This window comes from Oceanicella sp., from assembly GCF_056449545.1.
Map to the genome: position 1 here is coordinate 39,310 of NZ_JBWOMN010000059.1, position 25,840 is coordinate 65,149.

Genomic DNA, 25,840 nt, shown 5'->3' on the forward strand with positions numbered 1-25,840 from the left:
CCGCGGACCCTGCCGGGAAGCGGCCATGATTGGCGGGCAAGATCCCGCCCGCGCCGCCGCCCAAGCGCATTTCCGCGCGTTCGGCCATTGGACATGCTATCGCTTCGGCTTACAGTTTCAAGCGCCGCCGCCGCCGGCGGATCCGGCGCGGCGCCGGCGACGCCGACCGCAAGGCCCGCATGACGACTGCATGAATGCCGCGCACGCGGCGCCAGGGAGCGACCAGATGAACAACGCCACCGACAGCCTGCTGACCGACATGGAGGCGCTGGGCGACGCCCTCGAACAGGCCCGCGCGCAAATCGCCCGCCGGGTGATCGGACAGGAACAGGTGGTGGATCTGACCCTCAACGCCCTGCTCTCGGGCGGGCACGGGCTGCTGGTGGGGGTGCCGGGGCTGGCCAAGACCCTGCTGGTGGAAACGTTGGGCGTGGTCATGGGGCTGGCGACCAGCCGCATCCAGTTCACCCCCGACCTGATGCCCGCCGACATTCTCGGGGCCGAGGTGCTGGAGGAGGCCGAGCACGGCGGCGGCCGCGCTTTCCGCTTCATCGAGGGGCCGATCTTCTGCCAATTGCTGATGGCCGACGAAATCAACCGCGCCTCGCCCCGCACCCAGTCGGCGCTGTTGCAGGCGATGCAGGAAAAGCACGTCACCGTGGCCGGCGAACGCCGCGACCTGCCGCCGCCCTTCCACGTGCTCGCCACCCAGAACCCGATCGAGCAGGAAGGCACCTATCCGCTGCCCGAAGCCCAGCTCGACCGTTTCCTGCTGCAGATCGACGTGGATTACCCGACCCTTGACGCCGAACGCGCCATCCTCATGGCCACCACCGGCGCCGAGGACGCCGAGGCCAGGCCGGTGATGACCGGCGCCGACCTGATCCGCGCCCAGCGCCTGGTGCGCCGCATGCCGGTGGGCGACAGCGTCGTCGACGCCATTCTGGCGCTGGTGCGCGCCGCCCGCCCCGGCGAGGCCGAGGCCGGCGCCCAGGTCAACGAAACCGTCAGTTGGGGCCCCGGCCCGCGCGCCGCCCAGGCGCTGATGCTGTGCTCGCGCGCCAAGGCGCTGCTGGAAGGGCGGCTTGCGCCGTCGCTGGCCGACGTGGCGGCGCTGGCCCGCCCGACCCTCAAGCACCGCATGGCGCTGACCTTCGCCGCCAAGGCCGAGGGCGCGACCGTCGAACAGGTGATCGACGCGCTGGTGGCCCAGGTTCTGGACCGGGAGGCCGCGGCTTGAGCCACCCCGCCCCGCAGGCCGGCGCCAAGGTGAACACCCGCTCCGGCGCGGCGTGGCTGCGCCGCGACGCCGAACGCATCTCCGGCGCCCTGCCGCCGCTGATGGCCGAGGCCGAACGCCTCGCCGCCTCGGTGGTCGCCGGGGTGCATGGCCGCCGCCGCGCCGGGCCCGGCGAAACCTTCTGGCAATACCGTCAGGCGATGCCCGGCGACCCGGCCAGCGCCGTGGACTGGCGGCGCTCGGCGCGCTCGGACCACCTCTATATCCGCGAGATGGAATGGGAGGCGGCGCAAACCGTGTCGATCTGGGCCGACGACGCGCAGGCCATGGATTACCGGTCCTCCGACGCGCCGCGCTCCAAGCGCGACCGCGCGGCGCTGCTGGCGCTGGCGCTGGCGGTGCTGCTGATCCGCGGCGGCGAACGGGTCAGCCTGCTGCGCTCGGACGCCGAACGCCCGCTATCGGGCGAAACCCAGCTGCGGCGCATGGGCGCGGCGCTGAGCAAGCCCCCCAAGCCCCGCCCCAAGCCCCCCCCCGAGTCCCGTGCCGAGTCCGACGTCAAGACCGCCGCGAACAACCGCGCCGATTTCGGCGTGCCGCCGCGCCGCGCCTATCTGCGCGGCGGCAAGGCGGTGTTCCTGTCGGATTTCATGGGCGACGGCGACGCGATCTTCCCGGCGCTGGCCCATGCGGCGGAACGCGGCGTCACCGGCTGCACCATCCAGATCGTCGACCCGGCCGAGGAAAGCTTCCCCTTCGATGGGCGGCTGGTGTTCGAATCGCTGGGCGGCGGCGTCGAATTCGAAACCCATCGCGCGCGCGGGCTGAAACAGGCCTATCAGGCGCGGCTCGCCGAACGCCGCGCGGCGCTGCGCGACATGGCGCGGCGCTGCGGCTGGCGCTGCATGATCCACCGCACCTCGGATTCCCCGCGCATTCCGCTGCTGTGGCTCTACGCCGCGATGGCCGGACAATAGGAGACCGCGATGCTCGATCTCGGCGCGCTCGCCTTTCTCAACCCCTGGCTGCTGCTGGCGCTGGCCGCGCTGCCGGTGCTGTGGTGGCTGCTGCGCGCCACCCCGCCCAGCCCGCGCCGGCTGGCGTTTCCCGGGGTGCGGCTGCTGCTGGGGCTGGCGGACAGGGAACGCATGCCCGACCGCACGCCGTGGTGGCTGCTGGCGCTGCGCCTCGCCGCGGTGGCGGCGGCGATCCTCGCCTTCGCCGACCCGGTGATGAACCCCAAGCGCCAACTGACCGGGGCCGGCCCGGTGCTGATCCTGCTGGATGGCGGCTGGGCCTCGGCCCCGGATTGGGAGGACCGCCGCGCAAGGGCGCTGGAACTGCTCGAACAGGCCGACCGCGCCGGGCGCCCGGCGATGGTCGCCTCGCTGGCGGCGCCCCGCGCCAAGGCCTTCGCGCTGGCCCCGCGCCCGGCGGATGACTGGCGCGGGCTGGTCGAGGACCTCGCCCCCCTGCCCTGGGCCCCGGACCGCGCCGGCTTCGCCGCGGCGCTGGAAAAACTGGCGGATGACGGGCTGAAGACCGAAGGCCTGGAAACCATGTGGCTCACCGACGGGCTGGCCCATGCCGACCCGGAAGGGGAGTCGGGCGGGGATTCGGGGGGGGATTCGGGGGGCGACCCGGACGGGCTCGCCGACACGCTGGCGGCGTTCGGGCCGCTCACCGTCATCGGCCCCGAACGCCTGGCGCTGGCCCTGCGCCCGCCGCGGCTGCGCGACGGGGCGCTCATGGTCACCGCCATCCGCGCCGAACCGGGCGACGCGCGTCCGGTCTCCGCCGTCGCCATCGGCCGCGGCCCCGAGGGCGGCGAGCGCCGGCTGGCGATCGCCCGCGCCGATTTCGTCGCAGGCGAGACCGCCGCCGACCTGGCCTTCGACCTGCCGCTGGAACTGCGCAACCAGGTCGAGCGCGTGGCGCTGGTCGCGGGGGGCAGCGCCGGCGGCGCGGCCCTGGCCGACGACGCGGTGCGCCGCAAGCGCGTGGGGCTGCTCTCGGGCGAGGATGACGGCGGCGCCCGCCCCCTCACCTCGCAGCTGCATTACCTGCGCAAGGCGCTGGAACCCACCGCCGAGGTGATCGAGGGCGAATTGACCGCGCTGATCGAGGCCGCCCCCGACGCGCTGGTGCTGGCCGATGTGGGGACCTTCACCGCAGCCCAGCGCGATGCGCTCGCCGCCTGGCTCGACGATGGCGGGCTGCTGATCCGCTTCGCCGGGCCGCGCATGGCCCGCGCCCAGACCGCGCTTGCCGCCGAACGGGCGCGCGGCGGCGCCGGGGCGTTCCCCGCCGCCGATCGCGCCCCCGGCGCCGACGAGGACCCGCTGCTGCCCGTGCGCCTGCGCGCCGGCGGCCGCGCGGTGGGCGGCGCCATGAGCTGGGGCGCCCCGCAATCCATCCGCCCCTTCGCCCCCGGCAGCCCCTTCGCCGGGCTGGTCCCGCCCCAGGAGGTCGAGATCACCCGTCAGGTGATGGCCGAACCCGGCCCCGAACTGTCGCGCCGCACCCTGGCGGCGCTGGCCGACGGCACGCCGCTGGTCACCGCCGCGCAGCGCGGCGCCGGCAGGGTGGTGCTGTTTCACGTGACGGCGAACGCCGAATGGTCATCCTTGCCGCTGTCGGGGCTGTTCGTGCAGATGCTGGACCGCCTGGCGCTGTCGGCCTCGGGCAACGCCCGGGCCGCGCTGACCGCGCTGGAGGGCGCGATCTGGACCCCGACGCTGCTGCTCGACGGCTTCGGGCGCCCGGCGCAAACCGGCGCCATGCGCGGCGTGCCCGGCGAAAGGCTGGTCAGGGGCGTCGGCCCCGACGCGCCGCCGGGGGTCTATCAGGCCGAGGATCAGGCCGTCGCCATCAACGTCATGGGCCCCGAAAGCGCGCTCGCCGCCGCGCCGCCGCCGCCGCTGGGGGCGACGCGGGATTCGCTGGGGCGCATGGTCGAGACCGCCTTCAAGGGCTGGCTGCTGGCGCTGGCCGTGGGGCTGCTGGCGCTGGACGCGGCGGCGACGCTGATCGCCTCGGGCCGACTCGGGCTGCGCGGGATCGCCGGCGGGACCGGCGCGGCGGCGCTGGCTTTCGCCGCGCTGGCCGCACTCGCCCCCGACGCCCAGGCCCAAAGCGCCGGCCAGACCGCCGACCAGTCCGCCCCGCAACCCGCCCGGCAAAGCGCCGACGCCCGGGCGCTGGCGGCGACGCTCGACACCGTGCTCGCCTATGTGATCACCGGCGATCCGCAGGTGGATCGGGTCAGCCGCGCCGGGCTGCTGGGCCTGTCCCGGGTGCTCGCCGCGCGCACCGCCATCGAACCCGCCGCGCCCATCGGCGTCGATCTGGAAACCGACGAACTGGCCTTCTACCCGTTGATCTACTGGCCGGTGACGCCCAGGCAGAAAACCCCCTCTGACGCCGCCTATGAAAAGCTCAACGCCTTCACCCGCACCGGCGGCATGATCGTGTTCGACACCCGCGACGCGCAATTCGCCAGCGGCCTGGGCGCCGGCACCGAGGAAGGCCGCGCCCTGCGCCGACTCGCCGCCTCGCTGGACCTGCCGCCCATCGAACCGGCGCCCCGGGACCACGTGCTGACCCGCGCGTTCTACCTGCTCACCGATTTCCCCGGGCGCTGGCGCGGCGGCGCGTTGTGGCTGGAGGCCTCGCCCCAGAGCGAGGCGCAGGCCGACCCCGCCGACGGCGCCCCCTTCCGCAACCTCAATGACGGGGTGTCCCCGGTGATCATCGGCGCCAATGACTGGGCCGCGGCCTGGGCGGTCACCGACAGCGGCGATTTCATGTTCCCCGTGGGGCGCACCGGGGCGCGCCAGCGGGAAATGGCGTTCCGTTTCGGGGTCAATCTGGTGATGTATGTGATGACCGGCAGCTACAAGTCCGATCAGGTGCACATCCCGGCGTTGCTGGAAAGGCTGGGCAATTGAAAATCGGGCATTCGACATGAGCGCCGCGCTCGACTTCTCGCCGCTGCTGCCCTGGTCGGCGATCGCCGCGCTCGCCGCCCTGTCGCTGGCGGCGGCGCTGCTGGCGCTGTGGAAGGGCGCGCGCGGCTGGCCGCTGCGCGGGCTGGCGGCGGCGGCGCTGCTGGCGGCGCTGGCCAATCCATCGCTGAAGCGGGAATTGCGCGACCCCCTGCCCGACATCGCGCTGGTGGTGGTGGACGAAAGCGCCTCCAACCGCATCGGCGCGCGCCCCGGCCAGACCGCGGCAGCTGAAGCCGGCCTGCTCGCTCGGCTCGAGGCGCTGGCCAGGGGCGGGGCCGCGGGCCGCGCGCCGCTGGAATACCGGGTCTCGCGCCTGTCGCCCGGCAATGACGGGAATGGCGATCAGGGCACCCGCCTGCTCAACGCGCTGGAAACCGCCGCCGCCGAAGTCGCGCCCGACCGCATCGCCGGGGCGATCCTGATCACCGACGGTCAGGCCCATGACGCCGACGCGCTGACCGCCTTCCCGGCGCCGGTGCATGTGCTGCTCTCCGGCGAAGCGGGCGAATGGGACCGGCGGCTGGTGCTGGAAACCGCCCCCGCCTTCGGCATCGTCGGCGAAACCGCGACCATGGAATTCCGCATCGAGACCCTCGGCCCGGCCCCCGAAAGCGCGCGCGGCGCCGCCGAGATCCTGGTCTCGGTCGACGGCGCGCTGGTGGCGCGCCGCGCCATGCCCATCGGGCGCACCCTGCGCCTCGACCTGCCCATCGAACATGGCGGCCAGAACGTGATCTCGCTGGAGCTTCCGGCGCTCGACGGCGAACTCACCGACCGCAACAACGCCGCGGTCTTCGCGGTCAACGGCGTGCGCGACCGGCTGCGGGTGCTGCTGGTGTCCGGCGAACCCCATCCCGGGGAACGCACCTGGCGCAACCTGCTGAAGGCCGATCCCTCGGTCGATCTGGTGCATTTCACCATCCTGCGCCCGCCCAACAAGCAGGACGGCGTGCCGGTGTTCGAACTGTCGCTGATCTCGTTCCCGACGCGTGAATTGTTCATGCAGAAGATCGACGAATTCGACCTGATCATCTTCGACCGCTACCGGCGCCGCGGGGTGCTGCCCAACGCCTATATCGAAAACGTCGCCCGCTATGTGCGCGACGGCGGCGCGGTGCTGATCGCCTCGGGCCCGGCCTTCGCCGGGGTGGAAAGCCTGTATCGCACGCCGCTGCGCCAGGTGCTGCCGGGCAAGCCCACCTCGCGGGTGTTCGAACAGGGGTTCTGGCCCGGGGTCACCAAGCTTGGCGAACGCCACCCGGTCACCGCCGGGCTGCGCCCCGACGCCCCCGAGGGCGCCCCCCCCTGGGGGCGCTGGTTCCGCCAGATCGAACTGGAGCCCACCTCCGGCCAGATCGTGATGCAGGGCGCCGAGGACGCGCCGCTGCTGATCCTCGATCGGGTCGGCGAGGGCCGGGTGGCGGCGCTGGCCTCGGACCACGCCTGGCTGTGGTCGCGCGGCTTCGAGGGCGGCGGCCCGCAGGCGGAACTGCTGCGCCGCCTCGCCCATTGGCTGATGAAGGAGCCGGAGCTGGAGGAAGAGGCCCTCACCGCATCGGTCAGCGGCGCCGTGGTCGACGTGTCCCGCCGCTCGGTGACCGCGACGCCCGAGCGCATCACCGTGATCGCGCCCTCGGGGGCCATGCGCGAACTGGCGCTGGTCGAGGACGGCCCGGGGCGCTGGTCGGCCAGATTCGAGGCCGAGGAACAGGGGCTCTACACCCTCAGCGACGGGCTGCTGGAGGGCGTGGCCGCGGTGGGCCCTCCGGCGCCGAAGGAATTCGAGAACCCGATCTCCTCGCCCGAGCCGCTGGCGGCGCTGGTGGCGGTGACCCGCGGCGGCGCGCCGCGTCTGGCGGCGGATGGCGGCGGCGTCGATATCCCCGATATCCGCCGGGTGCGCGAGGGCCGCAGCGCCGCCGGTCGCGGCTGGATCGGCCTGGCGCGCCGCGACGCCTACACCCTGCGCGACATCACGCTGACCCCGCTGGCCCCGGGCTGGCTGATGCTGCTGCTGAGCGCCGGTCTGATCCTCGCCGCCTGGCGGGTCGAGGGCCGCTGATCCGTCACGCCCGGCCCCGGCGCAAGCCTGACCCGGGGGCGGCGCGGGGCGGGCGACGCGGGGCGGGCGACGCGAAGGACGCGACCGCGGGCGATCGCCGCGCAAGCCGACGCCCCCGGCGCGCCCGGCGCCCGGAGGCCAACCCTCCCGCCCGTCGTTCCCCCCCTGAAGGGGGGTCCTCCCGTTGGGCCCGGCCGCGACGGCTGAACGCCGCGCGGCCCGCCTGGCGCTGCGCGCCGGCGGGAAGAAGGGCGACGGGGGCGGAGACGGGGGCGGGGGCGGGTGCGGGTCAGGAAAAGACTACTCCGACGCAGCCTGATGCGGGCTCGTCACCATCCCGCTCACGCCCTTCATGGCGCCGGGGATCAGTTCCCGGGCCAGGATGCGGTCCGGATTGGTGGGCGGCGGGAACGCCAGCCCCCGCGCCAGCGCGCGGCGAAACCCGAAGCGGCGGTAATAGGGCTCGTCGCCCACCAGGATCACCCGCGCCCAGCCCAGCGCCCCGGCGCGCGCCAGGCTGTCGCGCATCAGCAGCGCCCCCAGCCCCTCGCCCTGCCGCGTCGGATGCACCGCCACCGGGCCCAGCAGCAGCGCCGCCGCCGCGTCGATCATCACCGGCCAGTAGCGGATCGCGCCCACCACCGCATCGAATTCGTCGCGCGCCACCATGGACAGCTCCGCCACCGGCCCCCCGGCCCGCAGCCGGTAGCTGCTCAGCGCCGTGCGCCCCGGCCCGAAGGCCAGGTCGTAGAGCCATTCGACCTCCTGCCGGTCGGCCTCGGTTTCAATGGTCAGGCGGAACATCGGCGGGATCCGGGATTTTCACGATGCGGGACCGGCGATAGGGTCGCAGCGGGATCAAGCCCGTAGCACGGGCGCGCGACCTTCGTCTAGGATCGCCGCCCGTCACCCCATGCGGCTCGCCAGAAGGAACCCGCCGATGCATTACCGCCCCTCCGAAGGCCACGGCCTGCCCCATGACCCGTTCAAGGCCATCGTCGCGCCGCGCCCCATCGGCTGGATATCGACGCTGGACGCGCAGGGCCGCGCCAATCTCGCGCCCTACAGTTTTTTCAACGCCGTCGCCGACCGCCCGCCGGTGGTGATGTTTTCGACCACCGGGCGCAAGCTGGGCCGGGACGAGCCCAAGGACAGCCTGTCCAACATCCGCGCCACCGGCGAATTCGTCGTCAACATCGTCAGCTGGGACCTGCGCGAGGCGATGAACGCGTCGGCCGCGCATTATCCGCCCGAAACCGATGAATTCGACATCGCCGGGCTTGAAAAGGCCCCCTGCGTCGAAATCGCCCCGCCCCGCGTCGCCGCCGCCCCGGCCGCGCTGGAATGCCGCCTGATCCGCGAGGTGATCCTGCCCTGCGACGACCCCGAGGGCATGAATGTCATGGTGCTGGGCGCGGTCGCGGCGGTGCACATCGCCGACGATCTGCTGGTGGACGGGCGTTTCGACCTCACCCGCCACCGCCCGGTGGCGCGCTGCGGCTACATGGATTTCGCGGTGGTGAGCGAGCTTTTCACGATGAAGCGCCCCGATGCGTGACGCAGGGGCCCGACGACTGACGCCCGATACCCTGCCCGGGCGACCGGCGCGGCGCCCGCCGCAATGCAGCCGATTTCGTTAAAATCCGGGCAATTCTCCGGCGCGCGTTAAGTTTTTGAAAACCCCGACAGGGCTAAATTATCTGCGTGAGGTCGAAGTCGAGTGGCGCTTGACCAAGACCAGTTGGCGTAGGGGCTCAGGCGCCGTGTTCGGCGCGATGCGTAAATGGTTCGGTGTAAGCTTGTGTCAGCCCCAGGAGTAACGATCGGCGCGGTATGCGCGGTCGCAGATGTTGTAAGCGTAGCAGATCCGCCTAGGGAGTTTTTGCGTGCGAGGCGACTGTTGCGCCGTTGACCAGGAGTTCGGGTGCTCCAACGGCGCGACATGTATCAGATGTGACAGACGCGTTGCGAGGCGCCCCCCGGCGCTACCGGGGGGCGGTCCTCGTATTTGGGGTCTTTCGGGCGGCGGCGCGTGCGGCCCGGCCCGGAAAGCGCCCGGCGCGCGATGGCGACCCGGCGCCAGAGGCCGGCAGGCGCCCGCCGAATCGGCTCCCCGGTTGCTTGCGCGCTGACGGCGGCGCGTCGCGATGCCGCCGGCCCGGCGCGATTCGCCGCACATGGCGCGATTCGGCCCGCCACGCCCGTCCTCCGCTTCCAGCGCCCAGAATCTTCGCGCGCAATGCGCCATGCCCCCGGCGAATCGCTCGCGCCTCACGCGCCCAGCCGCACCCGTGACAATCCGGCCTCGGCCCGCGGCCTTTGGCCGAATGAGAAGCAATCACCCCCCACATCCCCCATCCCACCCCGGGGCCGCCGGCGCAGGTCATCCGCGCGCCACCCGCCGCGCCCCCGAAACCATCCGCGAGAAAACCCCCGCAGCGCGCCCCTCACCCCCTTAGCAAAATGGAATCAGCCGCCCGCCGCCAGAACCGCGCCCGGATTCATGATCCCCGCCGGGTCCAGCGCCGCCTTGATCGCGGCCATGGCCGCGAGCTTCGCCGGGTCGCCATAGCGCGCAAGCTCCCCGCGTTTGAGCCGCCCGACCCCGTGCTCGGCGCTGAACGAGCCGCCCATCTCCACCGCCAGATCATGCAGGATCCGCGTCGCCTCGGCCTTCAGCCCGGCGTAATCCTCGCGCCGGCGCCCCTCCGGCGGGAACAGGTTGTAATGCAGGTTGCCGTCGCCCAGATGGCCAAAGCAGTTGATCCGCAGCGCCGGGTCGAGCCGCGCCACCGCCGCGTCGCCCGCGGCGATGAACCCGGCGATTCGCGACAGCGGCAGCGACACGTCATGCGAGGCCACGGCCCCGACCTTGCGGTTGCCCTCGGGCATGGCCTCGCGCAGCGCCCACATCGCGGCCCGCTGCGCGCCGGACGCGGCCAGCGCCGCGTCGCTGATCAGCCCGGCCCCGAACGCCGCCTCCAGCGCCGCCGACATCCGATCCGCCTGCGCCGAGCCCGCCGGGCCGCCGGTCTCCACCAGCGCCGCCCAGCGCGGCGCCGGGCTGATCGGGCAGCGCAGCCCCGGCATGTGCGCGGCGAGGAAATCGAACCCGACCCCGCTCATCAGTTCGAACGCCGAGACCGTCTCGCCGAACCGCCCGCGCATCAGATGCAGGAAGTCCAGCGCCGCCGCGGGCGAGGGCACGGCGCAGAACGCGGTTCCCACATCCGCCGGACGCGCAAACAGCTTCAGCGACGCGGCGGTGATCACCCCGAGCGTCCCCTCGGCGCCGATCAGCAGATGCCGCAGGTCATAGCCGGCATTGTCCTTGCGCAGCACGCTCAGCCCGTTGAACACCGCGCCGTCGGGCAGCACCGCCTCGATGCCCAGCGTCAGATCCCGGGCGTTGCCGTAGCGCAGCACCTGCACGCCCCCGGCATTGGTCGCCAGATTGCCGCCAATGCGCGCCGAGCCCTCTGCCGCCAGCGACAGCGGAAACAGCCGCCCGGCGCGCGCCGCCGCCGCCTGCGCGTCGGCCAGGATCACCCCCGCCTCGACGATCATCGCGTCGTCGTCGGGCAGCACCGCGCGGATGCGATTCAGGCGTTCGACCGACAACGTCACCGCATCCGCGCCGTCGGCGGCCACCTGCCCGCCCACCAGCCCGGTGCCCCCGGCATATGGGATCACCGCGACCCGCGCGGCGGTGCAGCGGCGCAGGATCTCGGCCACCTGCGCCACCGAATCGGGGCGCAGGACCAGGGCCGCGCGCCCCCGGATCAGATCGCGCGGTTCGGCCAGATACGGCGCCGCGTCGGGCCCCTCGCGCAGCCCGGCGGGGCCGAGCAGGTCGCGCAGCCCGTCCAGGAACGCCGCGCTCGGGCGGGCCAGTTCAGGAGGTGACATCAAAATTCCCTTCCGGGTCGGGTCTTGGCGCCGCCGCGCGGCGCAGTCGGTCGTTGATGGCGCGCCCCAATCCGCGCTCGGGGATCGGGGCCACGGCGATCACCCCGCGCCCGCCCATCTCTGCGTCAAGCGCGCGCAGATCCGCAAACAGCGCCGCCGCCGCCTCCGCCAGATCCCCCGCGCGCGACAGTGACCGCGCCGGCCCGTCGCCGGGCGCCGCATCGGGCCCGAACCCCAGCCAGCCCTCGCCCGGCCCCGGCGCGCCGGCGTTCAGCCGCAGCCGCGCGCCCGGCGCGTAATGCGAACTCAGCTGCCCCGGCGCGTTCGGCCGCGCCCCGGTTGGCGAATTCGCCGCCGGCCGCACCGCCGCGCCGACCCCGCCCAGCCTTTCGCCAAGCGCCGCCTCGATCGCCTCCGCCGGCAGCCCGCCGGGGCGCAGCAGCACCGGCGCGTCGCCCTCGAACCCGACGATGGCGCTTTCCAGCCCCACCGCGCAGGGCCCGTCGTCGAGAATCGCGGCGATGCGCCCCGCCAGCCCCTCGGCCACGTGGTCCGCCGTGGTCGGGCTGACCGCGCCCGAAACATTGGCCGAGGGCGCCGCCACCGGCCCCCCCGCCGCGCGCAGCAGGGCGCGCGCGGTCTCATGCGCGGGGCAGCGCAGCGCCACGGTGGAGAGCCCGGCGCTGACCAGATCCGACAGCCCCGCGCCCGCCCGCCGCTTCAGCGCCAGGGTCAGCGGCCCGGGCCAGAACGCGGCGGCCAGCGCGCGCGCCGCCGGCGGCATCTCGGCCAGCGCCTCGGCGGCCGCCGCGTCGGGCAGATGCACGATCAGCGGGTTGAAGCGCGGCCGCCCCTTGGCCGCGAAAATCGCCGCCACCGCCGCGTCGCTGCGCGCATCGGCGCCCAGCCCGTAGACGGTCTCCGTCGGGAACGCCACCAGCGCCCCGCCCGCCAGCAGCGCGCCGGCGCGCGCGATCCCCGCCGCATCCGCCCTCAGCCGCTCCGCGGCCCTGCCCTCGCCATCATCGCCCCGCACGCGCCGACCTCTCTGTTGCACCGCCCCCTGTTTCTCTTGTATCGCTCGCCACGGCAACTTAACGTTTACGTCAATCCTAAGCGAAGGGGGAGAACACGCCATGAGCTACGCCGCACCGCTCCGGGATATTGCATACTGCCTTGAAAACGTGGTCGGCGCCGACCGGCTGGCGAAGACCGCGCTGTTCGCCGAGGCCAGCGCCGACACGCGCGACGCCATCCTGACCGAGGCCGGCAAGCTCTGCGAAGACATCCTCGCCCCGCTCAACCGCGCCTCAGATCTTCAGGGCGCGACCATGGAAAACGGCGTGGTCCGCGTCACCCCCGGCTTCAAGCCCGCCTTTGACGCCATCGCAGAGGGCGGCTGGATCGGCATCAGCGCCGCCGAAAGCTCCGGCGGCATGGGCCTGCCGCTGACGCTGGCCACCTGCGTCAACGAAATGATGGCCTCCGCCTGCCTGTCGCTCAGCCTCAATCCGCTGATGAGCCAGGGCCAGGTCGAGGCGCTGGAACACCACGCCTCCGACGAGATCAAGGCGCTGTATCTGGCGAAGATCACCTCCGGCGCGTGGTGCGGCACCATGAACCTCACCGAACCTCAGGCCGGGTCGGACGTGGGCGCGCTGCGTTCGAAAGCCGTGCCCAACGGCGACGGCAGCTACGCGGTCAGCGGCCAGAAGATCTTCATTTCCTGGGGCGATCACGATCTGGCGGAAAACATCTGCCACCTGGTGCTGGCCCGCCTGCCCGACGGCAAGCCCGGCACCAAGGGCATCAGCCTGTTCATCGTGCCCAAATACATCCCCGACGAAACCGGCGCCCCGGGCAAGGCCAATGCGCTGCGCCCCATCAGCCTCGAACACAAGCTCGGCCTGCACGGCTCCCCCACCGCGGTGATGGAATTCGACGGCGCCGCGGGCTGGCTGGTCGGCGCGCCCCATGCCGGCATGGCGGCCATGTTCACCATGATGAACAACGCCCGCCTCGGGGTCGGGGTGCAGGGGCTCGGCATCGCCGAGGCCGCCTATCAGCAGGCGCTGGCCTATGCGCGCGACCGCAGGCAGGGCCGCAGCCCGATCGCCGACGGGACCGGAACCATCCTCGACCACGCCGATGTGCGCCGCATGCTGATGCGCATGAAAACCCTCACCGGCGCGGTGCGGGCGATCTGCCTTGACACCGCCGTCAGCCTCGACATGGCCCGCGCGGCCGATGAGGACGAGCGCCCCGCCTGGGCGGCGCGCGCCGCCTTTCTCACCCCCATCGCCAAGGCCTTCGGCACCGATATCGGCAACGAGGTCGCCTATCTCGGCGTGCAGGTGCATGGCGGCATGGGCTTCATCGAGGAAACCGGCGCCGCGCAGTATTCGCGCGACGTGCGCGTCACCTCGATCTACGAGGGCACCAACGGCATCCAGGCCATGGACCTCGCGGCGCGCAAGCTCGGCCATGACGGCGCCGCCGCCCGCGCCCTGCTGGCCGAGATCAACGAAACCGCGGCCGCGGCCGGCGATCTCGCCGAGCTGGGCCAGAAGCTCGCCGCCGCCGCCGCGACGCTGGAAGCCGCCACAGACTGGATGCTGGCCGCCGAAATCAACGACCGCTTCGCCGGCGCCGCGCCCTATCTGCGCATGTGGGGGCTGGTGCTGGGGGGCGCCTATCTGCTGAAAGGCGCCGCCGCCGCGACCGGGGTCGAGGCCCCGCGCCGCCGGGCGCTGGCCGACTACTTCATCCGCGCCGAACTCGCCGGGGTCGCGGCGCTGGCCGAGGCGGCGACGCTGGGCGCCGCGCCGCTCTACGCGCTCGACGCCGATCAGCTCGCCTCATGAGCCTCGACGCCGACGACCAGACCGCCCGGCGCGGCGTGCGCCATCCCTTTGACGCCCCGCCCGCCCCGGGCGAGGTCATCGAGGTCGCCCCGGGGGTGCTCTGGGCCCGCATGGCCCTGCCCATGCGGCTCGACCACGTCAATGTCTACGCCATGGACGACGGCGACGGCTGGACCGTCATCGACACCGGGTTTCGCGGCGAACACGCCCGCGACGCCTGGACCGCGCTGCTTGCCGGGCCGCTGTCGGGCAAGCCGCTGAACCGGGTCATCGCCACCCATCACCACCCCGACCATATCGGCATGGCCGGCTGGCTGATGGCGCGCACCGGGGCGGAATTGTGGACCACCCGCACCGCCTGGCTGTTCTCGCGCATGCTGCAGCTGGACCACCACGACCTGCCCCCCGACGAAAGCGTCGCGCATTACATCCGCTGCGGCGCGCCCGCCGCGCTGGTGGAAAAATACCGCTCAACCCGGCCCTTCAACTTCTCGCGCTCCGTCGAACCCATGCCGCTGGGTTTCCGGCGCATCAAGGAAGGCGACCGCCTGACCATGGCCGGGCGGCGCTGGACCACCCGCATGGGCGACGGCCACGCGCCCGAACACGCCACCTTCTGGTCCGAGGACGACAACCTGGTGATCACCGGCGATCAGGTGATCCCCGGCATCTCCTCCAATCTCGGGGTCTACGCGACGGAACCCGAAGCCGACCCGGTGGCCGACTGGCTCGCCAGCTGCGACAAGCTGCTGCGCTACGCGCGCGAGGACCATTTCGCCCTGCCCGGCCACAAGCTGCCCTTCACCGGGCTGCCGGTGCGCCTCGTGCAGCTGATCGAAAACCACCACGGCGCGCTCGACCGCCTGCGCCTGCATCTGAAAACGCCGAAATCCGCCGCCGAATGCTTCATGCCGATCTTCAAGCGGGAACTGGAGGAAAGCGCCTTCGGCCTCGGCCTGATCGAATCGCTGGCGCATCTCAACCACCTGCACCAATTGGGCGAGGCCGAACGCAGCCTCGACCCCGACGGCGCCTACCGCTTCCGCATGACAACCTGAGGAGACCCGCCATGGGCGCGCTTGAGGGAACCACCGTCTTCATGTCCGGCGGCAGCCGGGGCATCGGGCTGGCCATCGCCACCGCCTGCGCCGCGCAGGGCGCCAATGTCGCCATCGCCGCCAAGACCGCCGAACCCAACCCCAAGCTGCCCGGCACGGTGTTCACCGCGGCCCGGGACATCGAGGCGGCGGGCGCGGCCCATGGCGCCGGGGCGCTGCCGCTGGTCTGCGACATTCGCGACGAAGACCAGCTGCGCGCCGCCGTCGACGAAACCGCAAGAACCTTCGGCGGCGTCGATATCGTGGTCAACAACGCCTCGGCGATCCAGCTCACCCCGACCGCGATGACCGAAATGAAGCGCTACGACCTGATGACCGGCATCAACAGCCGCGGCACGTTCCTGGTCACCCGCACCTGCCTGCCGCATCTGCAGAAATCGACGCATGCGCGCATCCTCACCCTGTCGCCGCCGCTCGACTTCAACCCGATCTGGTTTCGCAACCACGCCGCCTATTCGCTGGCCAAATACGGCATGAGCATCCTGACCCTCGCCTGGGCCGCCGAATTCGCCGGCAAGATCGCCGCCAACTGCCTGTGGCCGCGCACCACCATCGACACCGCCGCGGTGCGCAACCTGCTGGGCGGCGCCAAGATGGCCAGCGAATCCCGCACCCCGGCGATCATGGGCGACGCGGCGGCGGCGCTGCTGGCCCGCCCGGTGGATTTTTCCGGCTGGTGCTGTCTCGACGACCTGCTGCTGGCCGCCGAGGGCGTCACCGATTTCGACCGCTACGCGGTGACCCCGGGCGCCGTCCTGCAAAAGGATTTCTTCTTTCCCCAGGACGCGCCTGAACCGGGCGACGCCAACGGCATGGTCGGCTGGCGCCAGCCAAGGCTGTAGTCCCGCGCGCAGCCGACAAAAAACCTTGCCAAACCGGGGCCGCCAAGGCTACGGAATTTCAACGACAGTGACAGCGGGCGCAACGCGCCGCCAGACGGGAGCGACGCGATGAGCGACTACAAGCACGGCCAGATGGATGTGAGCGAGCACGAAAAGACCTTCGAGGGCTTCATCAGGGTCGGCACCATCCTCGCCACCATCGTCATCGCGGTGCTGGTGTTCCTGGCGCTGGTCAACAGCTGACGCCCCCCCCCCGACCAGTCAGAACGCCGACCAGTCAGAACGCCGGCCAGTCAGAACGCCGGCCAGCCAAGGTCGCGACCAGCCCGGGTCGCGGCCAAGCCGAGCCGCGGCCAGCCAGATCCCCCCAAAAAACCGCTCAGCGCAGCGCCTGCATGTTGCGCCTCAGCTGGCTGGCCTCGCGCGCCCGCCCGGTGGCTTCGTAGTAGCGCAGCACGTCGCGGCGCAGCTTGCTCGTGCGTCGCAGATATTCCTGCGCCGCCACCCGGCCCCGATCGGCGCCCTGCGCGCGGGCCATGCGGGTCAGCAGCGCCTCGCGCTCGGATGATTGCGGGTGCGAGGACAGGAAGAAACTGGTCGCCGCATTGCCGTTGCCGAACAGCCGCCGCAGCACCCGGAACGACTGCGCCCCCTCCGCCGCGTTGTAGCCGGCGCGGGTCAGATACCGGAACCCCGTCACGTCGGCCGCGCTTTCCTGGCCGCGGGTGTAGTAGTTGATGCCGGTGGTCTGGGCCAGCCCGACCCCGAGGCTGGTCAACTCGCTCGGCACCCCCAGCACCCCCAGCCCGATGGCCCCCAGGGCCCCGGCGATGCCGATCGCCGCGCCGGTCTGCTTGCCCGCCTGCACATGGCCCTCGTCGATATGGGCGATTTCATGGGCGATGACCATGGCCAGCTGCGCCTCGTTCTCCATCGCCGCGATCAGCCCGGCGTTGACGAACACATAGCCGCCGCCGGTGGTGTAGGCGTTCACGTCCGCGTCGCGCACGATGAAGCTCTGCAACGCCAGCGCGCCGGGCGGGCGGGCGGCGTCGATGCGGGCGACGATCTCGTCCACATAGGCCTTCAGCGCCCGGTCGGTGACCAGCTTCTCGTTCTTGCGCAGGTCGTTGGCGTGGATCTGCGAGGCGCGCGCCTCCTGCGCCACGACGCCCCGGCTCGACGGCCCGGACCCGGCGCAGGCCGACAGCAGCGCCGCCGCGACAAGGGCGAGGATGGCGAATCCGGGTCGACGCATGGCAAGACTCCCTCAACAGACCGCCCCCAAGCAAGCGCGCGGCCCGGGTTTCGTCAAGTCGGGCGCAGGATCCGGGCGCGGGCGAATCAGCGCGCCGCAAACAAGAAACCCCCGGCGGCGCTGGGCCCCCGGGGGATCTGACAAGTCATCCAGTCACGGTCACCACAACGAGGACCGACGCCGGGTCGGGATCAGAGAAGACCCTCGCGCTGCGCTTTCTTGCGCGCGAGCTTGCGGGCGCGCCGCACCGCCTCGGCCTTTTCACGGGCGCGCTTGACGGACGGTTTTTCGTAATGCTGCCGGAGTTTCATTTCCCGGAACACGCCTTCACGCTGCAACTTCTTCTTCAAGGCCCGAAGCGCCTGATCGACATTGTTGTCGCGAACCATTACCTGCACTGACTTCACCACCTTTCAAAAATATGCGGAATCGCAGGAGCGCGCTATATATCAACCTGACCGGGGCGTGTCCACACGCGCCCGGCCGCGGCGGATCACGCGCAGGCACGGAGGACGCGATGCCCGAAACCGGCTCGACAGACCACGAAACCAACGCCCCGAACGCCGCCGACGCCCCGCCGCGCGGCGAATCCGACCACATCGCCGCGGCGCGCGACGCGCTGCTCGACGCCATGTTGCCGCATGTCGCCTTCGACGGCTGGTCGCGCGCCGCGCTGAACGCCGCGATCGCCGAATCGGGGGTCGATCCGGGGCTGGCGCGACAGGCGTTCCCGCGCGGCGGCATCGACGCGGCGCTGGCCTTCCACCGCCGCGGCGACCGCGAGATGCGCGAAAAGCTTGCCGCCGCGCCGCTCGAGTCCATGCGCATCCGCGACAGGATCGCCTTCGCGCTGCGCACACGGCTGGACATCGCCGAACCCCATCGCGAGGCGGTGCGCCGCGGCGCCGCCCTCACCGCCCTGCCGCTTTACGCCGCCGAGGGCGCGCGCGCGATCTGGGACACCGCCGACGCGATCTGGACCGCCATCGGCGACGACAGCCGCGACGTGAACTGGTACACCAAGCGGGCCACGCTCTCCGGGGTGTATTCGGCGGTGCTGCTGTATTGGCTCGGCGACGATTCGCCCGGCGCGCAGGCCAGCTGGGAATTTCTCGACCGGCGCATCGACGACGTGATGCGGTTCGAAAAATTCAAGGCGCGGCTGCGCGACAACCCGCTGGGAAAGGCTTTCGCATCGGGGCCGGGGCGGTTTCTGGACCTGATCAAGGCGCCGGGCGCGCGTGACGCCCCCGGCCCGCGCGATTCCACGCAGCCCCCGCGCCCGCCCTTCGGCATGCCCGGCCCGCGCCGCGACGCCTGACGCGCCCGCCCCCGCCTCGAACGCCCGCCGGGCGAGGCCCGGGGGCGAGGGCGAGGGCGGGCCTCCTCACCGGCGCGGCGAAATCCGGGTGACGTGGCCCATCTTGCGCCCCGGCCGGGGCTCGGCCTTGCCGTAAAGATGCAGCCCGGCCCCCGGCTCGGCGGCCAGCGCCGCCCAGTCGGCCGCCTCTGCGCCGATCAGGTTGGTCATCGTCGCGTCCGAATGGCGCGCCCCGTCGCCCAGCGGCCAGCCGCAGACCGCGCGCACATGCTGGGCGAACTGGTCGATCACGCAGGCCTCGATGGTCCAGTGGCCGGTGTTGTGGACCCGCGGCGCGAACTCGTTCACCACCAGCCCCCGCCCGGTCTGAAAAAACTCGACCCCGATCACCCCGACGTAATCCAGCGCATTGAGAATCCGCCCCGCCGCCAGCGCCGCCTCGGCCCGCAGCCCCGGCGTCACCCCGCCGGGCACGGTGGCGACGCGCAGGATGCCGCCCTCGTGAACGTTTTCGCCGGCGTCAAAGCAGGCCACCGCGCCGTCGAGCCCCCGCGCCCCGATGACGCTGATCTCGCGGACGAAATCCACGAACCCCTCGACGATCGCCGGCGCGCCGTTCAGCGCCGCCAGCGCCGCCGCCGCGTCTTCCGCCCGCGCGATCCGCGCCTGCCCCTTGCCGTCATATCCCAGACGCCGGGTCTTCAGGATCGCCGGCGCGCCGATGCGCCCCAGCGCCGCCTCGAGATCCGTCAGCGCATCGACCTGCGCGAAGGGCGCGACCGTCAGCCCGATCGAGTCCAGAAAGACCTTCTCCGCCAGCCGGTCCTGCGCCGTGGCCAGCGCCCGCGCGCCGGGGCGCACCGGGACCAGCGGCGCCAGAATCTCCACCGTGCGCGCCGGCACGTTCTCGAATTCATAGGTCACCGCGTCGACCCGCGCGGCGAACCCGGCCAGCGCCGCCGCGTCCTCGTAATCCCCACGCGTGAAGGCCGCCACATCGGCGGCGGGCGGGGCCGCGTCCGGCGCGTAGACATGGGCTTTCAGCCCCAGCCGCGCGGCGGCGATCGCCAGCATCCGCGCCAATTGCCCGCCGCCGAGGATGCCGAGAACGCCCCCCGGGGCCACGATCCCCTCAGTCATCGCGCGGCGCCTCGGCCACCGCCGCCGTTTGCGCCGCCCGCCAGGCGTCGAGCCTTTCGGCCAGCGCCGCATCCGTCGTGGCGATGATCGCCGCGGCCAGCAGCGCCGCGTTCGCCGCCCCCGCCTCGCCGATGGCCAGCGTGCCCACCGGCACGCCCTTCGGCATCTGCACGATCGACAGCAGCGAATCGCGCCCCGACAGCGCCCGGCTCTGGATCGGCACGCCCAGCACCGGCACCCGCGTCTTGGCGGCGAGCATCCCCGGCAGATGCGCCGCGCCCCCGGCCCCGGCGATGATCGCGCGCAGACCCCGCCCGGCGGCGGCCTCGGCATAGGCGAACATCCGGTCGGGGGTGCGGTGGGCGGACAGGATCCGCGACTCGTGGGGCACGCCGAGCCGCTCCAGCAGCTCTGTCGCGCAGCGCATGGTCGCCCAGTCGCTCTGGCTGCCCATGACCACGCCCACCTGAACTTCGCTCATCGCCCGCTCCTCACGCCCGACCTCACGCCCGATCCCGCGCCCTAGCATCCGCCGCCAGCTCGGGCAAGCGCCCCGCGCCGGCTCAGGCGATGATGTCCGGGGTGATCTGATCCTCGATGCGCGCGATCTCGTCCTTCAGCGCCAGCTTGCGCTTTTTCAGGCGCCGCAGGGCCAGCTGATCGGCGGCCGGACGCGCGGCCAGCGCGGCGATCGCGTCGTCAAGGTCGCGGTGTTCGGCGCGCAGGCTCGCCAGCAGCACCGGCAGCGTTTCTTCGCGGCTCATGATCGGCATGCGGGGAGGGAATCCATCTGGCACGGGGGCGGGTCGCGGCGATCCTAGCCCATGGCGAAGAGGCCGCAAAGCGCCGCGACGCGGGCGAGGCAAAATGCAACACTCCCACGATTGTGCGCCTCAATGCGGGCGGCGCCGGTTGCCCGCGCGCCGGGGCGAATTTATGTGATCGCGATGGACCCGATCAAACGCCTGCGCAGCCTGACCGCCCGAAAGCCCAAGATCGCCGTGCTGCGCCTCTACGGCGCCATCGGCGCATCGGGGCGCTTCGGGCGCGCGCTCAACGACCAGACGCTGGCGCCGGCGATCGAGCGCGCCTTCGCCAAGCAGCCCGACGCGGTGGCTCTGGCGGTGAATTCCCCCGGCGGCGCGCCGGCGCAATCGGCGCTGATCGCGGCGCGCATCCGCCGGCTGGCCGATGCGAAATCCGTGCCGGTCTACGCGTTCTGCGAGGACGTGGCCGCCTCGGGCGGCTACTGGCTGGCCTGCGCCGCGGATGAAATCTACGCCGACGCCAACGCCGTGCTCGGCTCCATCGGCGTGATCTCCGCCAGCTTCGGCCTGCAGGATCTGATCGCGCGCCACGGCATCGAACGCCGGGTGCACACGGCAGGGGAAAGCAAATCCATGCTCGATCCGTTCCAGCCGGAAAAACCCGAGGACGTGGCCCGCCTGAAGCAGCTTCAGGGCGTCATCCACGACAATTTCAAGGCCCATGTGCGCGCCCGGCGCGGCGACCGGCTGACCCGCGACGACCTGTTCGACGGTTCGGTCTGGGTCGGGGCGCAGGCGATCGAACTGGGGCTGATCGACGGCGTCGGCCACCTGACCCCGGTGATGCGCGAAAAATTCGGCGACACCGCCCGGTTCCGCGAATTCGGGGCCCGGCGCGGGCTGCTGCAGCGGCTGGGCGCGCCGGGTGCGGCGGCGCTGCTGGATCTGGCCAATGAACGCGCGCTGTGGGCGCGATACGGGGTGTAGCGGCATGCTGGGCAAACTCGCGGTTCTGTTTCTGGTCGGGATGGTGGTGATGGCGCTGTTCATGGCGCGCCCGCGGCGCAGGCCCGGCGGCGGCAAGGGCGCGCCGAAAAAGCGCCCGCCGGGCGGCGGCAAGCTGCGCGCGGCGGCGAAATGCCCCGATTGCGGGGCCTGGATCGTCGAAGGCGCGCGCTGCCCCTGCCACGACGAAACCTGACCATGCGGTTCACTTTGCGAATTTCCGGCATATATAACCGAGGTTGGACGCGTGCGCGCTTGAAGAGGTTTGTATGGATCTGGTCCTAGCCGTCACCGGCCTGGCTCTGTTGCTCGGGTCCGGCGACGCCCTCGTGCGCGGCGCAGTGGCGCTGTCCCTGCGGCTTGGCGTGCCGACGCTGATCATCAGCCTGACGGTGATCGCCTTCGGCACCTCGGCGCCGGAAATGCTGGTGTCGGTGAATTCGGCGCTGCAGGGGGCGCCGGGCATCGCCTATGGCAACGTGATCGGATCCAACATCGCCAACGTGCTGCTGGTGCTGGGGGTTCCGGCGCTGATCTACAGCATCGACGGGCGCGACTGCCGCAGCATGCGCAGCTTCGGGCAGATGATCCTCGCCTCGGTCCTGTTCATCCTGCTGTGCTTTCTGGGGCCGCTCTACATCTGGCAGGGGGCGCTGCTGCTGGCCTATCTCACCTATATGCTCACCGACGCCTATTTCGCCGCGCGCAAGGCGCGCCGCGCCGGGCTGGAGGTGGAGATCGGCGAAGATGATCTGGAGGACGCCGACCCGGACATGGCCAACTGGAAGCTGGCGACGCTGCTGGCGGTGGGCGTCGTCGGGCTGCCGGTCGGGGCGCATCTGCTGATCGAGGGCGCGCGCGGCATGGCGCAGGCGGCGGGGATATCGGAGACCGCGATCGGGCTGACGCTGGTGGCGCTGGGCACCTCGCTGCCGGAACTGGCGACCACGGTTGTCGCGGCCATGCGCAAGGAGGCGGACGTGGCCATCGGCAACGTCATCGGCTCCAACCTGTTCAACCTCACCGCCATCATGGGGGTGGCGAGCTTCTTCGGCCCGCTGCCGGCGCCGCCGTCGATCCTGCAGTTCGATCTGTGGATCATGCTGGCAAGCTCGGTGCTGCTGGCGCCCTTCGTGATGGGGCGGCTGGTGATGACGCGGGGCGTGGGGCTGGGGTTCCTGGTCGCCTATTTCATCTTCCTGAGCACGGCGCTGGCGCCCTAGGCGGGCCCGCCGAAACCCGAAAGGCGCTCACATGGCATTGCAACCGGGCGCGGCCCTGATCACCGGCGCGGGACGGCGCATCGGCGCCGCCATGGCGCGCGACCTGGCGGCGCGGGGCTGGGCGGTGGCCGTGCATCACCTGAGCGCCGGGGCCGAGGCCGAGGCCCTGGTCGCGGACATCGCCGCGGCCGGCGGGCGCGCGACGGCGCTGCGCGCCGATCTCTGCGACGAAACCCAGACCGAACCGCTGGTCGCGCGGGCGGCGGAGGCCCTGGGCGCGCCGCTGACGCTGCTGGTGAACAACGCCTCGATCTTCGAGCATGACGCGCTGGACAGCGCCGACCGGCGGTCCTGGGACCGGCATATGGAAAGCAACCTGCGCGCGCCCTTCGTGCTGACCCAGCGCTTCGCCGATCAGGCCCCGGCGGCCGCGCGCGACGCCGAGGGCCTGCCTGTCGCCGCCGCCTGCGTCGTCAACATGATCGACCAGCGGGTGTGGAAGCCGACGCCCGAATTCATCTCCTACAGCCTCGCCAAGCACGGGCTCTGGGCGCTGACCCGCATGGCGGCGCAGGCGCTGGCCCCGGCGATCCGCGTCAACGGCATCGGCCCCGGCCCCAGCCTGCGGGGCGTTCGCCAGTCGGACGCGCATTTTCAGGGCCAGCGGGACGCCACGATCCTGCGCCGCGGGGCGTCGCCGGCGGACATCTGCGCAGCGCTGCGGTTCATCCTCTCGGCCGACGCCATGACCGGGCAGATGATCGCGCTGGACGGGGGGCAGCACCTCGCCTGGATGACGCCGGACGTGCGGGGAGTGGAGTGAGCGGGGTGTCAACTATAGGTAGAATAGTTAATATTTCGTTAACGACAGGCGTGTGCGAATTCGCGCGCCCGACAAGCGGTTTTCCACTTGACTCATCCTGCGGTAACACCTGTTGCGAATCTACTAAGAAAATCAGGAATTTACCGAATATTAGAATATTTTTCAGGTAATTTCAAAGGGTTGCGGATATGCCCAAGAAACAGGCAATCAGATAAAACCCCTGTCCCTTCAAAGGGAAAGCTCGCTAGAAGCATTTTACTGACAGACTTATCCACATATTTGGTGGACAGCTTAGCGATTGCGCGGGCTATGTGACTGGAATAGGGGAGCGGCAGAATCATGACCCGGGACAGCACCGAAAAAACCGCCCCGGTCGATGCGCCGCAGCCCGGCGCGCGCGCGGGCGGCGGGTTCGAGGAGGAGGGCGCGTCGGCGCCGAATCCCGACTCGGTGGCCACCGGCCCCGAAATCATCCGCGACTATCTGAAACTGCTGCCCAATCGCCCCGGCGTCTATCGCATGCTGGATGCCCGCGGCGGGGTGCTTTACGTGGGCAAGGCGCGCAGCCTGCGCAAGCGCGTGGCCAGCTACGCCAAGCTCACCGGCCAGTCGGCGCGCATCGGGCGGATGATCGCCGCCACCGCCTCGATGATGTTCCTGACCACCGAGACCGAGACCGAGGCGCTGCTGCTCGAACAGAACCTGATCAAGCAGCTGAAACCCCGCTACAACGTGCTGCTGCGCGACGACAAGAGCTTTCCCCATATCCTGATCACCGGCGATCACGCCTACCCCCAGATCCGCAAGCATCGCGGCGCGCGGCGCGACAAGGGGCGATATTTCGGCCCCTTCGCCTCGGCCGGCGCGGTCAATCGCACGCTCGCCCAGTTGCAGCGGGCGTTCCTGCTGCGCACCTGCACGGATTCGGTGTTCGAGGCGCGCACCCGCCCCTGCCTGCTGCACCAGATCAAGCGCTGCGCCGCGCCCTGCGTGGCGCGCATCGCGCCCGACGATTACGCGGCGCTGGTGGCGGATGCGGAGAATTTCCTGTCGGGGCGCTCGACGCGGGTGCAAGAGGATCTCGCAACGCAGATGCAGGCGGCCAGCGCGGCGCTGGAATTCGAACGCGCCGCGGCGCTGCGCGACCGCATCCGCGCGCTCACGCAGGTGCAGGCGGTGCAGGGGGTGAACCCCGAAACCGTCGCCGAGGCCGACGTGATCGCCCTGCATCAGGCGGGCGGGCAGGCCTGCGTGCAGGTGTTCTTCTTCCGCTCGCATCAGAACTGGGGCAACCGCGCCTATTACCCGCGCACCGGGGCGGGCGCCGATCCGGATGAAATCCTGGAAGCGTTCCTGACCCAATTCTACGACGGCAAGACCCCGCCGCGCCTGATCCTGCTGTCGGGGCCGGCGCGCAACGACGATCTGGTGGCCGAGGCGCTGTCGGTCCGCCTGGGCCGCAGGGTCGAACTCGCCATCCCGGCGCGCGGCGAGAAGAAGCTGCTGGTGGATCACGCCCTGCGCAACGCCCGCGAATCGCTGGGGCGCAAGATGGCCGAGACCTCGGCGCAGGGCACCCTGCTCGCCGGTCTGGCCGAGGCGTTCGGGCTGGAAAAGCCGCCGCGCCGGGTCGAGGTCTATGACAACTCGCATATCTCGGGGACCAACGCCGTCGGCGCGATGATCGTCGCCGGGCCCGAGGGGTTCGAGAAATCCCGCTACCGCAAATTCAACATCAAGGGCGATGCGATCGCCCCCGGCGATGATTTCGCCATGATGAAGCAGGTGCTGGAACGCCGCTTCGCCCGTCTGATGAAGGAAGACCCGGACCGCGACAACGACCTGTGGCCCGATCTGGTGCTGATCGACGGCGGCGCGGGGCAGATCTCGGCCTCGCTGGCGGCGCTCGACGAACTCGGGGTGACAAACCTGCCGCTGGTGGGCGTCGCCAAGGGCGAGGACCGCGACGCCGGCAAGGAGATCTTTCATATCCCCGGGCGGCGTCCCATGGCGCTGCCCCATCGTTCGCCGGTGCTGTATTTCGTGCAGCGCCTGCGCGACGAGGCCCACCGCTTCGCCATTGGCGCCCACCGGGCGAAGCGGGCGAAATCGGCAATGAAAAACCCGCTCGACGACGTGCCCGGCATCGGCCCGGCGCGAAAGCGCGCGCTGCTGGCGCATTTCGGGTCGGCCAAGGCGGTGACGCGGGCCGGGCTGGCGGATCTGCAGGCGGTCAGGGGGGTGTCGGCGGCGATGGC

Annotated in this window: 23 protein-coding genes; 15 read left to right on the forward strand and 8 right to left on the reverse strand. The window is 71.6% G+C overall.

The window, feature by feature from the left end:
- Positions 1–226: 226 nt before the first annotated feature.
- Genes AC1HC7_RS08115 through AC1HC7_RS08130 form a run of 4 tightly spaced genes read left to right on the forward strand, consistent with a single transcriptional unit; the run spans position 227 to position 7,312 of the window.
- Positions 227–1,240 carry an AAA family ATPase gene (locus tag AC1HC7_RS08115; RefSeq protein WP_479498214.1) on the forward strand — a complete coding sequence of 338 codons (1,014 nt, stop codon included), beginning with the start codon at positions 227–229 and terminating at the stop codon, positions 1,238–1,240.
- Entirely contained in the window at positions 1,237–2,217 is a 981-nt protein-coding gene (locus AC1HC7_RS08120; protein ID WP_479498916.1) for a DUF58 domain-containing protein, read from the forward strand. The genes AC1HC7_RS08115 and AC1HC7_RS08120 overlap by 4 nt, the downstream gene beginning before the upstream one ends.
- 9 nt (positions 2,218–2,226) lie before the next feature.
- Complete coding sequence (locus AC1HC7_RS08125; protein ID WP_479498216.1) at positions 2,227–5,190, forward strand: DUF4159 domain-containing protein; 2,964 nt, start codon at positions 2,227–2,229, stop codon at positions 5,188–5,190.
- A 16-nt stretch (positions 5,191–5,206) separates the two neighbouring features.
- Positions 5,207–7,312, forward strand: coding sequence for a hypothetical protein (locus tag AC1HC7_RS08130; RefSeq protein ID WP_479498217.1), 2,106 nt, complete (start codon positions 5,207–5,209; stop codon positions 7,310–7,312).
- Positions 7,313–7,612: 300 nt separating this feature from the next.
- Here the strand turns inward: AC1HC7_RS08130 and AC1HC7_RS08135 are convergent, their stop codons facing one another.
- Positions 7,613–8,116: a GNAT family N-acetyltransferase gene (locus tag AC1HC7_RS08135; protein ID WP_479498218.1), complete on the reverse strand. Its 504-nt coding sequence runs from the start codon at positions 8,114–8,116 to the stop codon at positions 7,613–7,615.
- Positions 8,117–8,252: 136 nt separating this feature from the next.
- On the opposite strand from AC1HC7_RS08135, the gene AC1HC7_RS08140 reads away from it, so the two are divergent.
- Positions 8,253–8,870 carry a flavin reductase family protein gene (locus AC1HC7_RS08140; RefSeq protein ID WP_479498917.1) on the forward strand — a complete coding sequence of 206 codons (618 nt, stop codon included), beginning with the start codon at positions 8,253–8,255 and terminating at the stop codon, positions 8,868–8,870.
- A 911-nt stretch (positions 8,871–9,781) separates the two neighbouring features.
- On the opposite strand, the gene AC1HC7_RS08145 is transcribed toward AC1HC7_RS08140, so the two are convergent.
- Both AC1HC7_RS08145 and AC1HC7_RS08150 read right to left on the reverse strand, forming a co-directional pair.
- On the reverse strand, positions 9,782–11,221 hold the full coding sequence (locus AC1HC7_RS08145) for an FAD-binding oxidoreductase (RefSeq protein WP_479498220.1): 1,440 nt from the start codon (positions 11,219–11,221) through the stop codon (positions 9,782–9,784).
- A complete protein-coding gene (locus AC1HC7_RS08150) occupies positions 11,208–12,257 on the reverse strand; it encodes an L-threonylcarbamoyladenylate synthase (RefSeq protein ID WP_479498221.1) in 1,050 nt (349 codons plus the stop codon). Before AC1HC7_RS08150 ends, AC1HC7_RS08145 begins: the two co-directional genes overlap by 14 nt.
- Before the next feature lie 100 nt (positions 12,258–12,357).
- On the opposite strand from AC1HC7_RS08150, the gene AC1HC7_RS08155 reads away from it, so the two are divergent.
- The 4 genes from AC1HC7_RS08155 to AC1HC7_RS08170 all read left to right on the forward strand — a co-directional run bounded on the left by AC1HC7_RS08155 (position 12,358) and on the right by AC1HC7_RS08170 (position 16,288).
- Complete coding sequence (locus AC1HC7_RS08155; protein WP_479498222.1) at positions 12,358–14,085, forward strand: acyl-CoA dehydrogenase; 1,728 nt, start codon at positions 12,358–12,360, stop codon at positions 14,083–14,085.
- On the forward strand, positions 14,082–15,143 hold the full coding sequence (locus AC1HC7_RS08160; protein ID WP_479498918.1) for an MBL fold metallo-hydrolase: 1,062 nt from the start codon (positions 14,082–14,084) through the stop codon (positions 15,141–15,143). The genes AC1HC7_RS08155 and AC1HC7_RS08160 overlap by 4 nt, the downstream gene beginning before the upstream one ends.
- An 11-nt stretch (positions 15,144–15,154) precedes the next feature.
- Entirely contained in the window at positions 15,155–16,045 is an 891-nt protein-coding gene (locus AC1HC7_RS08165) for an SDR family oxidoreductase (RefSeq protein ID WP_479498224.1), read from the forward strand.
- 108 nt (positions 16,046–16,153) lie between these two features.
- Positions 16,154–16,288: an aa3-type cytochrome c oxidase subunit IV gene (locus tag AC1HC7_RS08170; protein WP_479498225.1), complete on the forward strand. Its 135-nt coding sequence runs from the start codon at positions 16,154–16,156 to the stop codon at positions 16,286–16,288.
- 136 nt (positions 16,289–16,424) lie between these two features.
- Here AC1HC7_RS08170 and AC1HC7_RS08175 read toward each other — a convergent pair whose 3' ends face one another.
- Both AC1HC7_RS08175 and rpsU read right to left on the reverse strand, forming a co-directional pair.
- Positions 16,425–17,303: a M48 family metalloprotease gene (locus tag AC1HC7_RS08175; RefSeq protein WP_479498226.1), complete on the reverse strand. Its 879-nt coding sequence runs from the start codon at positions 17,301–17,303 to the stop codon at positions 16,425–16,427.
- A 191-nt stretch (positions 17,304–17,494) separates the two neighbouring features.
- Positions 17,495–17,701 carry a 30S ribosomal protein S21 gene (gene rpsU / locus AC1HC7_RS08180; protein WP_479498227.1) on the reverse strand — a complete coding sequence of 69 codons (207 nt, stop codon included), beginning with the start codon at positions 17,699–17,701 and terminating at the stop codon, positions 17,495–17,497.
- A 119-nt stretch (positions 17,702–17,820) separates the two neighbouring features.
- Here rpsU and AC1HC7_RS08185 point away from each other — a divergent pair, with 119 nt between their 5' ends.
- A complete protein-coding gene (locus AC1HC7_RS08185) occupies positions 17,821–18,624 on the forward strand; it encodes a COQ9 family protein (protein WP_479498919.1) in 804 nt (267 codons plus the stop codon).
- A gap of 66 nt (positions 18,625–18,690) precedes the next feature.
- Here AC1HC7_RS08185 and AC1HC7_RS08190 read toward each other — a convergent pair whose 3' ends face one another.
- The 3 genes from AC1HC7_RS08190 to AC1HC7_RS08200 form a co-directional block, all read right to left on the reverse strand.
- The gene (locus AC1HC7_RS08190) at positions 18,691–19,764 is read right to left on the reverse strand and encodes a 5-(carboxyamino)imidazole ribonucleotide synthase (RefSeq protein ID WP_479498229.1); all 1,074 of its coding nucleotides are present in this window, start codon (positions 19,762–19,764) and stop codon (positions 18,691–18,693) included.
- Positions 19,757–20,245: a 5-(carboxyamino)imidazole ribonucleotide mutase gene (purE, locus tag AC1HC7_RS08195; protein WP_479498230.1), complete on the reverse strand. Its 489-nt coding sequence runs from the start codon at positions 20,243–20,245 to the stop codon at positions 19,757–19,759. The genes AC1HC7_RS08190 and purE overlap by 8 nt, the downstream gene beginning before the upstream one ends.
- Positions 20,246–20,327: 82 nt before the next feature.
- Complete coding sequence (locus AC1HC7_RS08200; RefSeq protein ID WP_479498231.1) at positions 20,328–20,537, reverse strand: YdcH family protein; 210 nt, start codon at positions 20,535–20,537, stop codon at positions 20,328–20,330.
- A gap of 183 nt (positions 20,538–20,720) precedes the next feature.
- Between AC1HC7_RS08200 and AC1HC7_RS08205 the strand changes: the two genes are divergently transcribed.
- The 5 genes from AC1HC7_RS08205 to uvrC all read left to right on the forward strand — a co-directional run.
- Positions 20,721–21,518, forward strand: coding sequence for a S49 family peptidase (locus tag AC1HC7_RS08205; protein WP_479498244.1), 798 nt, complete (start codon positions 20,721–20,723; stop codon positions 21,516–21,518).
- 4 nt (positions 21,519–21,522) lie between these two features.
- Positions 21,523–21,732 carry a hypothetical protein gene (locus tag AC1HC7_RS08210; protein WP_479498232.1) on the forward strand — a complete coding sequence of 70 codons (210 nt, stop codon included), beginning with the start codon at positions 21,523–21,525 and terminating at the stop codon, positions 21,730–21,732.
- A gap of 73 nt (positions 21,733–21,805) precedes the next feature.
- Positions 21,806–22,759 (forward strand): calcium/sodium antiporter, encoded by a 954-nt coding sequence (locus AC1HC7_RS08215; RefSeq protein WP_479498233.1) that lies wholly within the window; start codon positions 21,806–21,808, stop codon positions 22,757–22,759.
- Between the two features lie 31 nt (positions 22,760–22,790).
- Positions 22,791–23,582 (forward strand): SDR family oxidoreductase, encoded by a 792-nt coding sequence (locus AC1HC7_RS08220; protein WP_479498234.1) that lies wholly within the window; start codon positions 22,791–22,793, stop codon positions 23,580–23,582.
- Positions 23,583–23,921: 339 nt separating this feature from the next.
- A partial coding sequence (uvrC, locus tag AC1HC7_RS08225) for an excinuclease ABC subunit UvrC (RefSeq protein ID WP_479498235.1) occupies positions 23,922–25,840 on the forward strand: 1,919 nt, incomplete at its 3' end.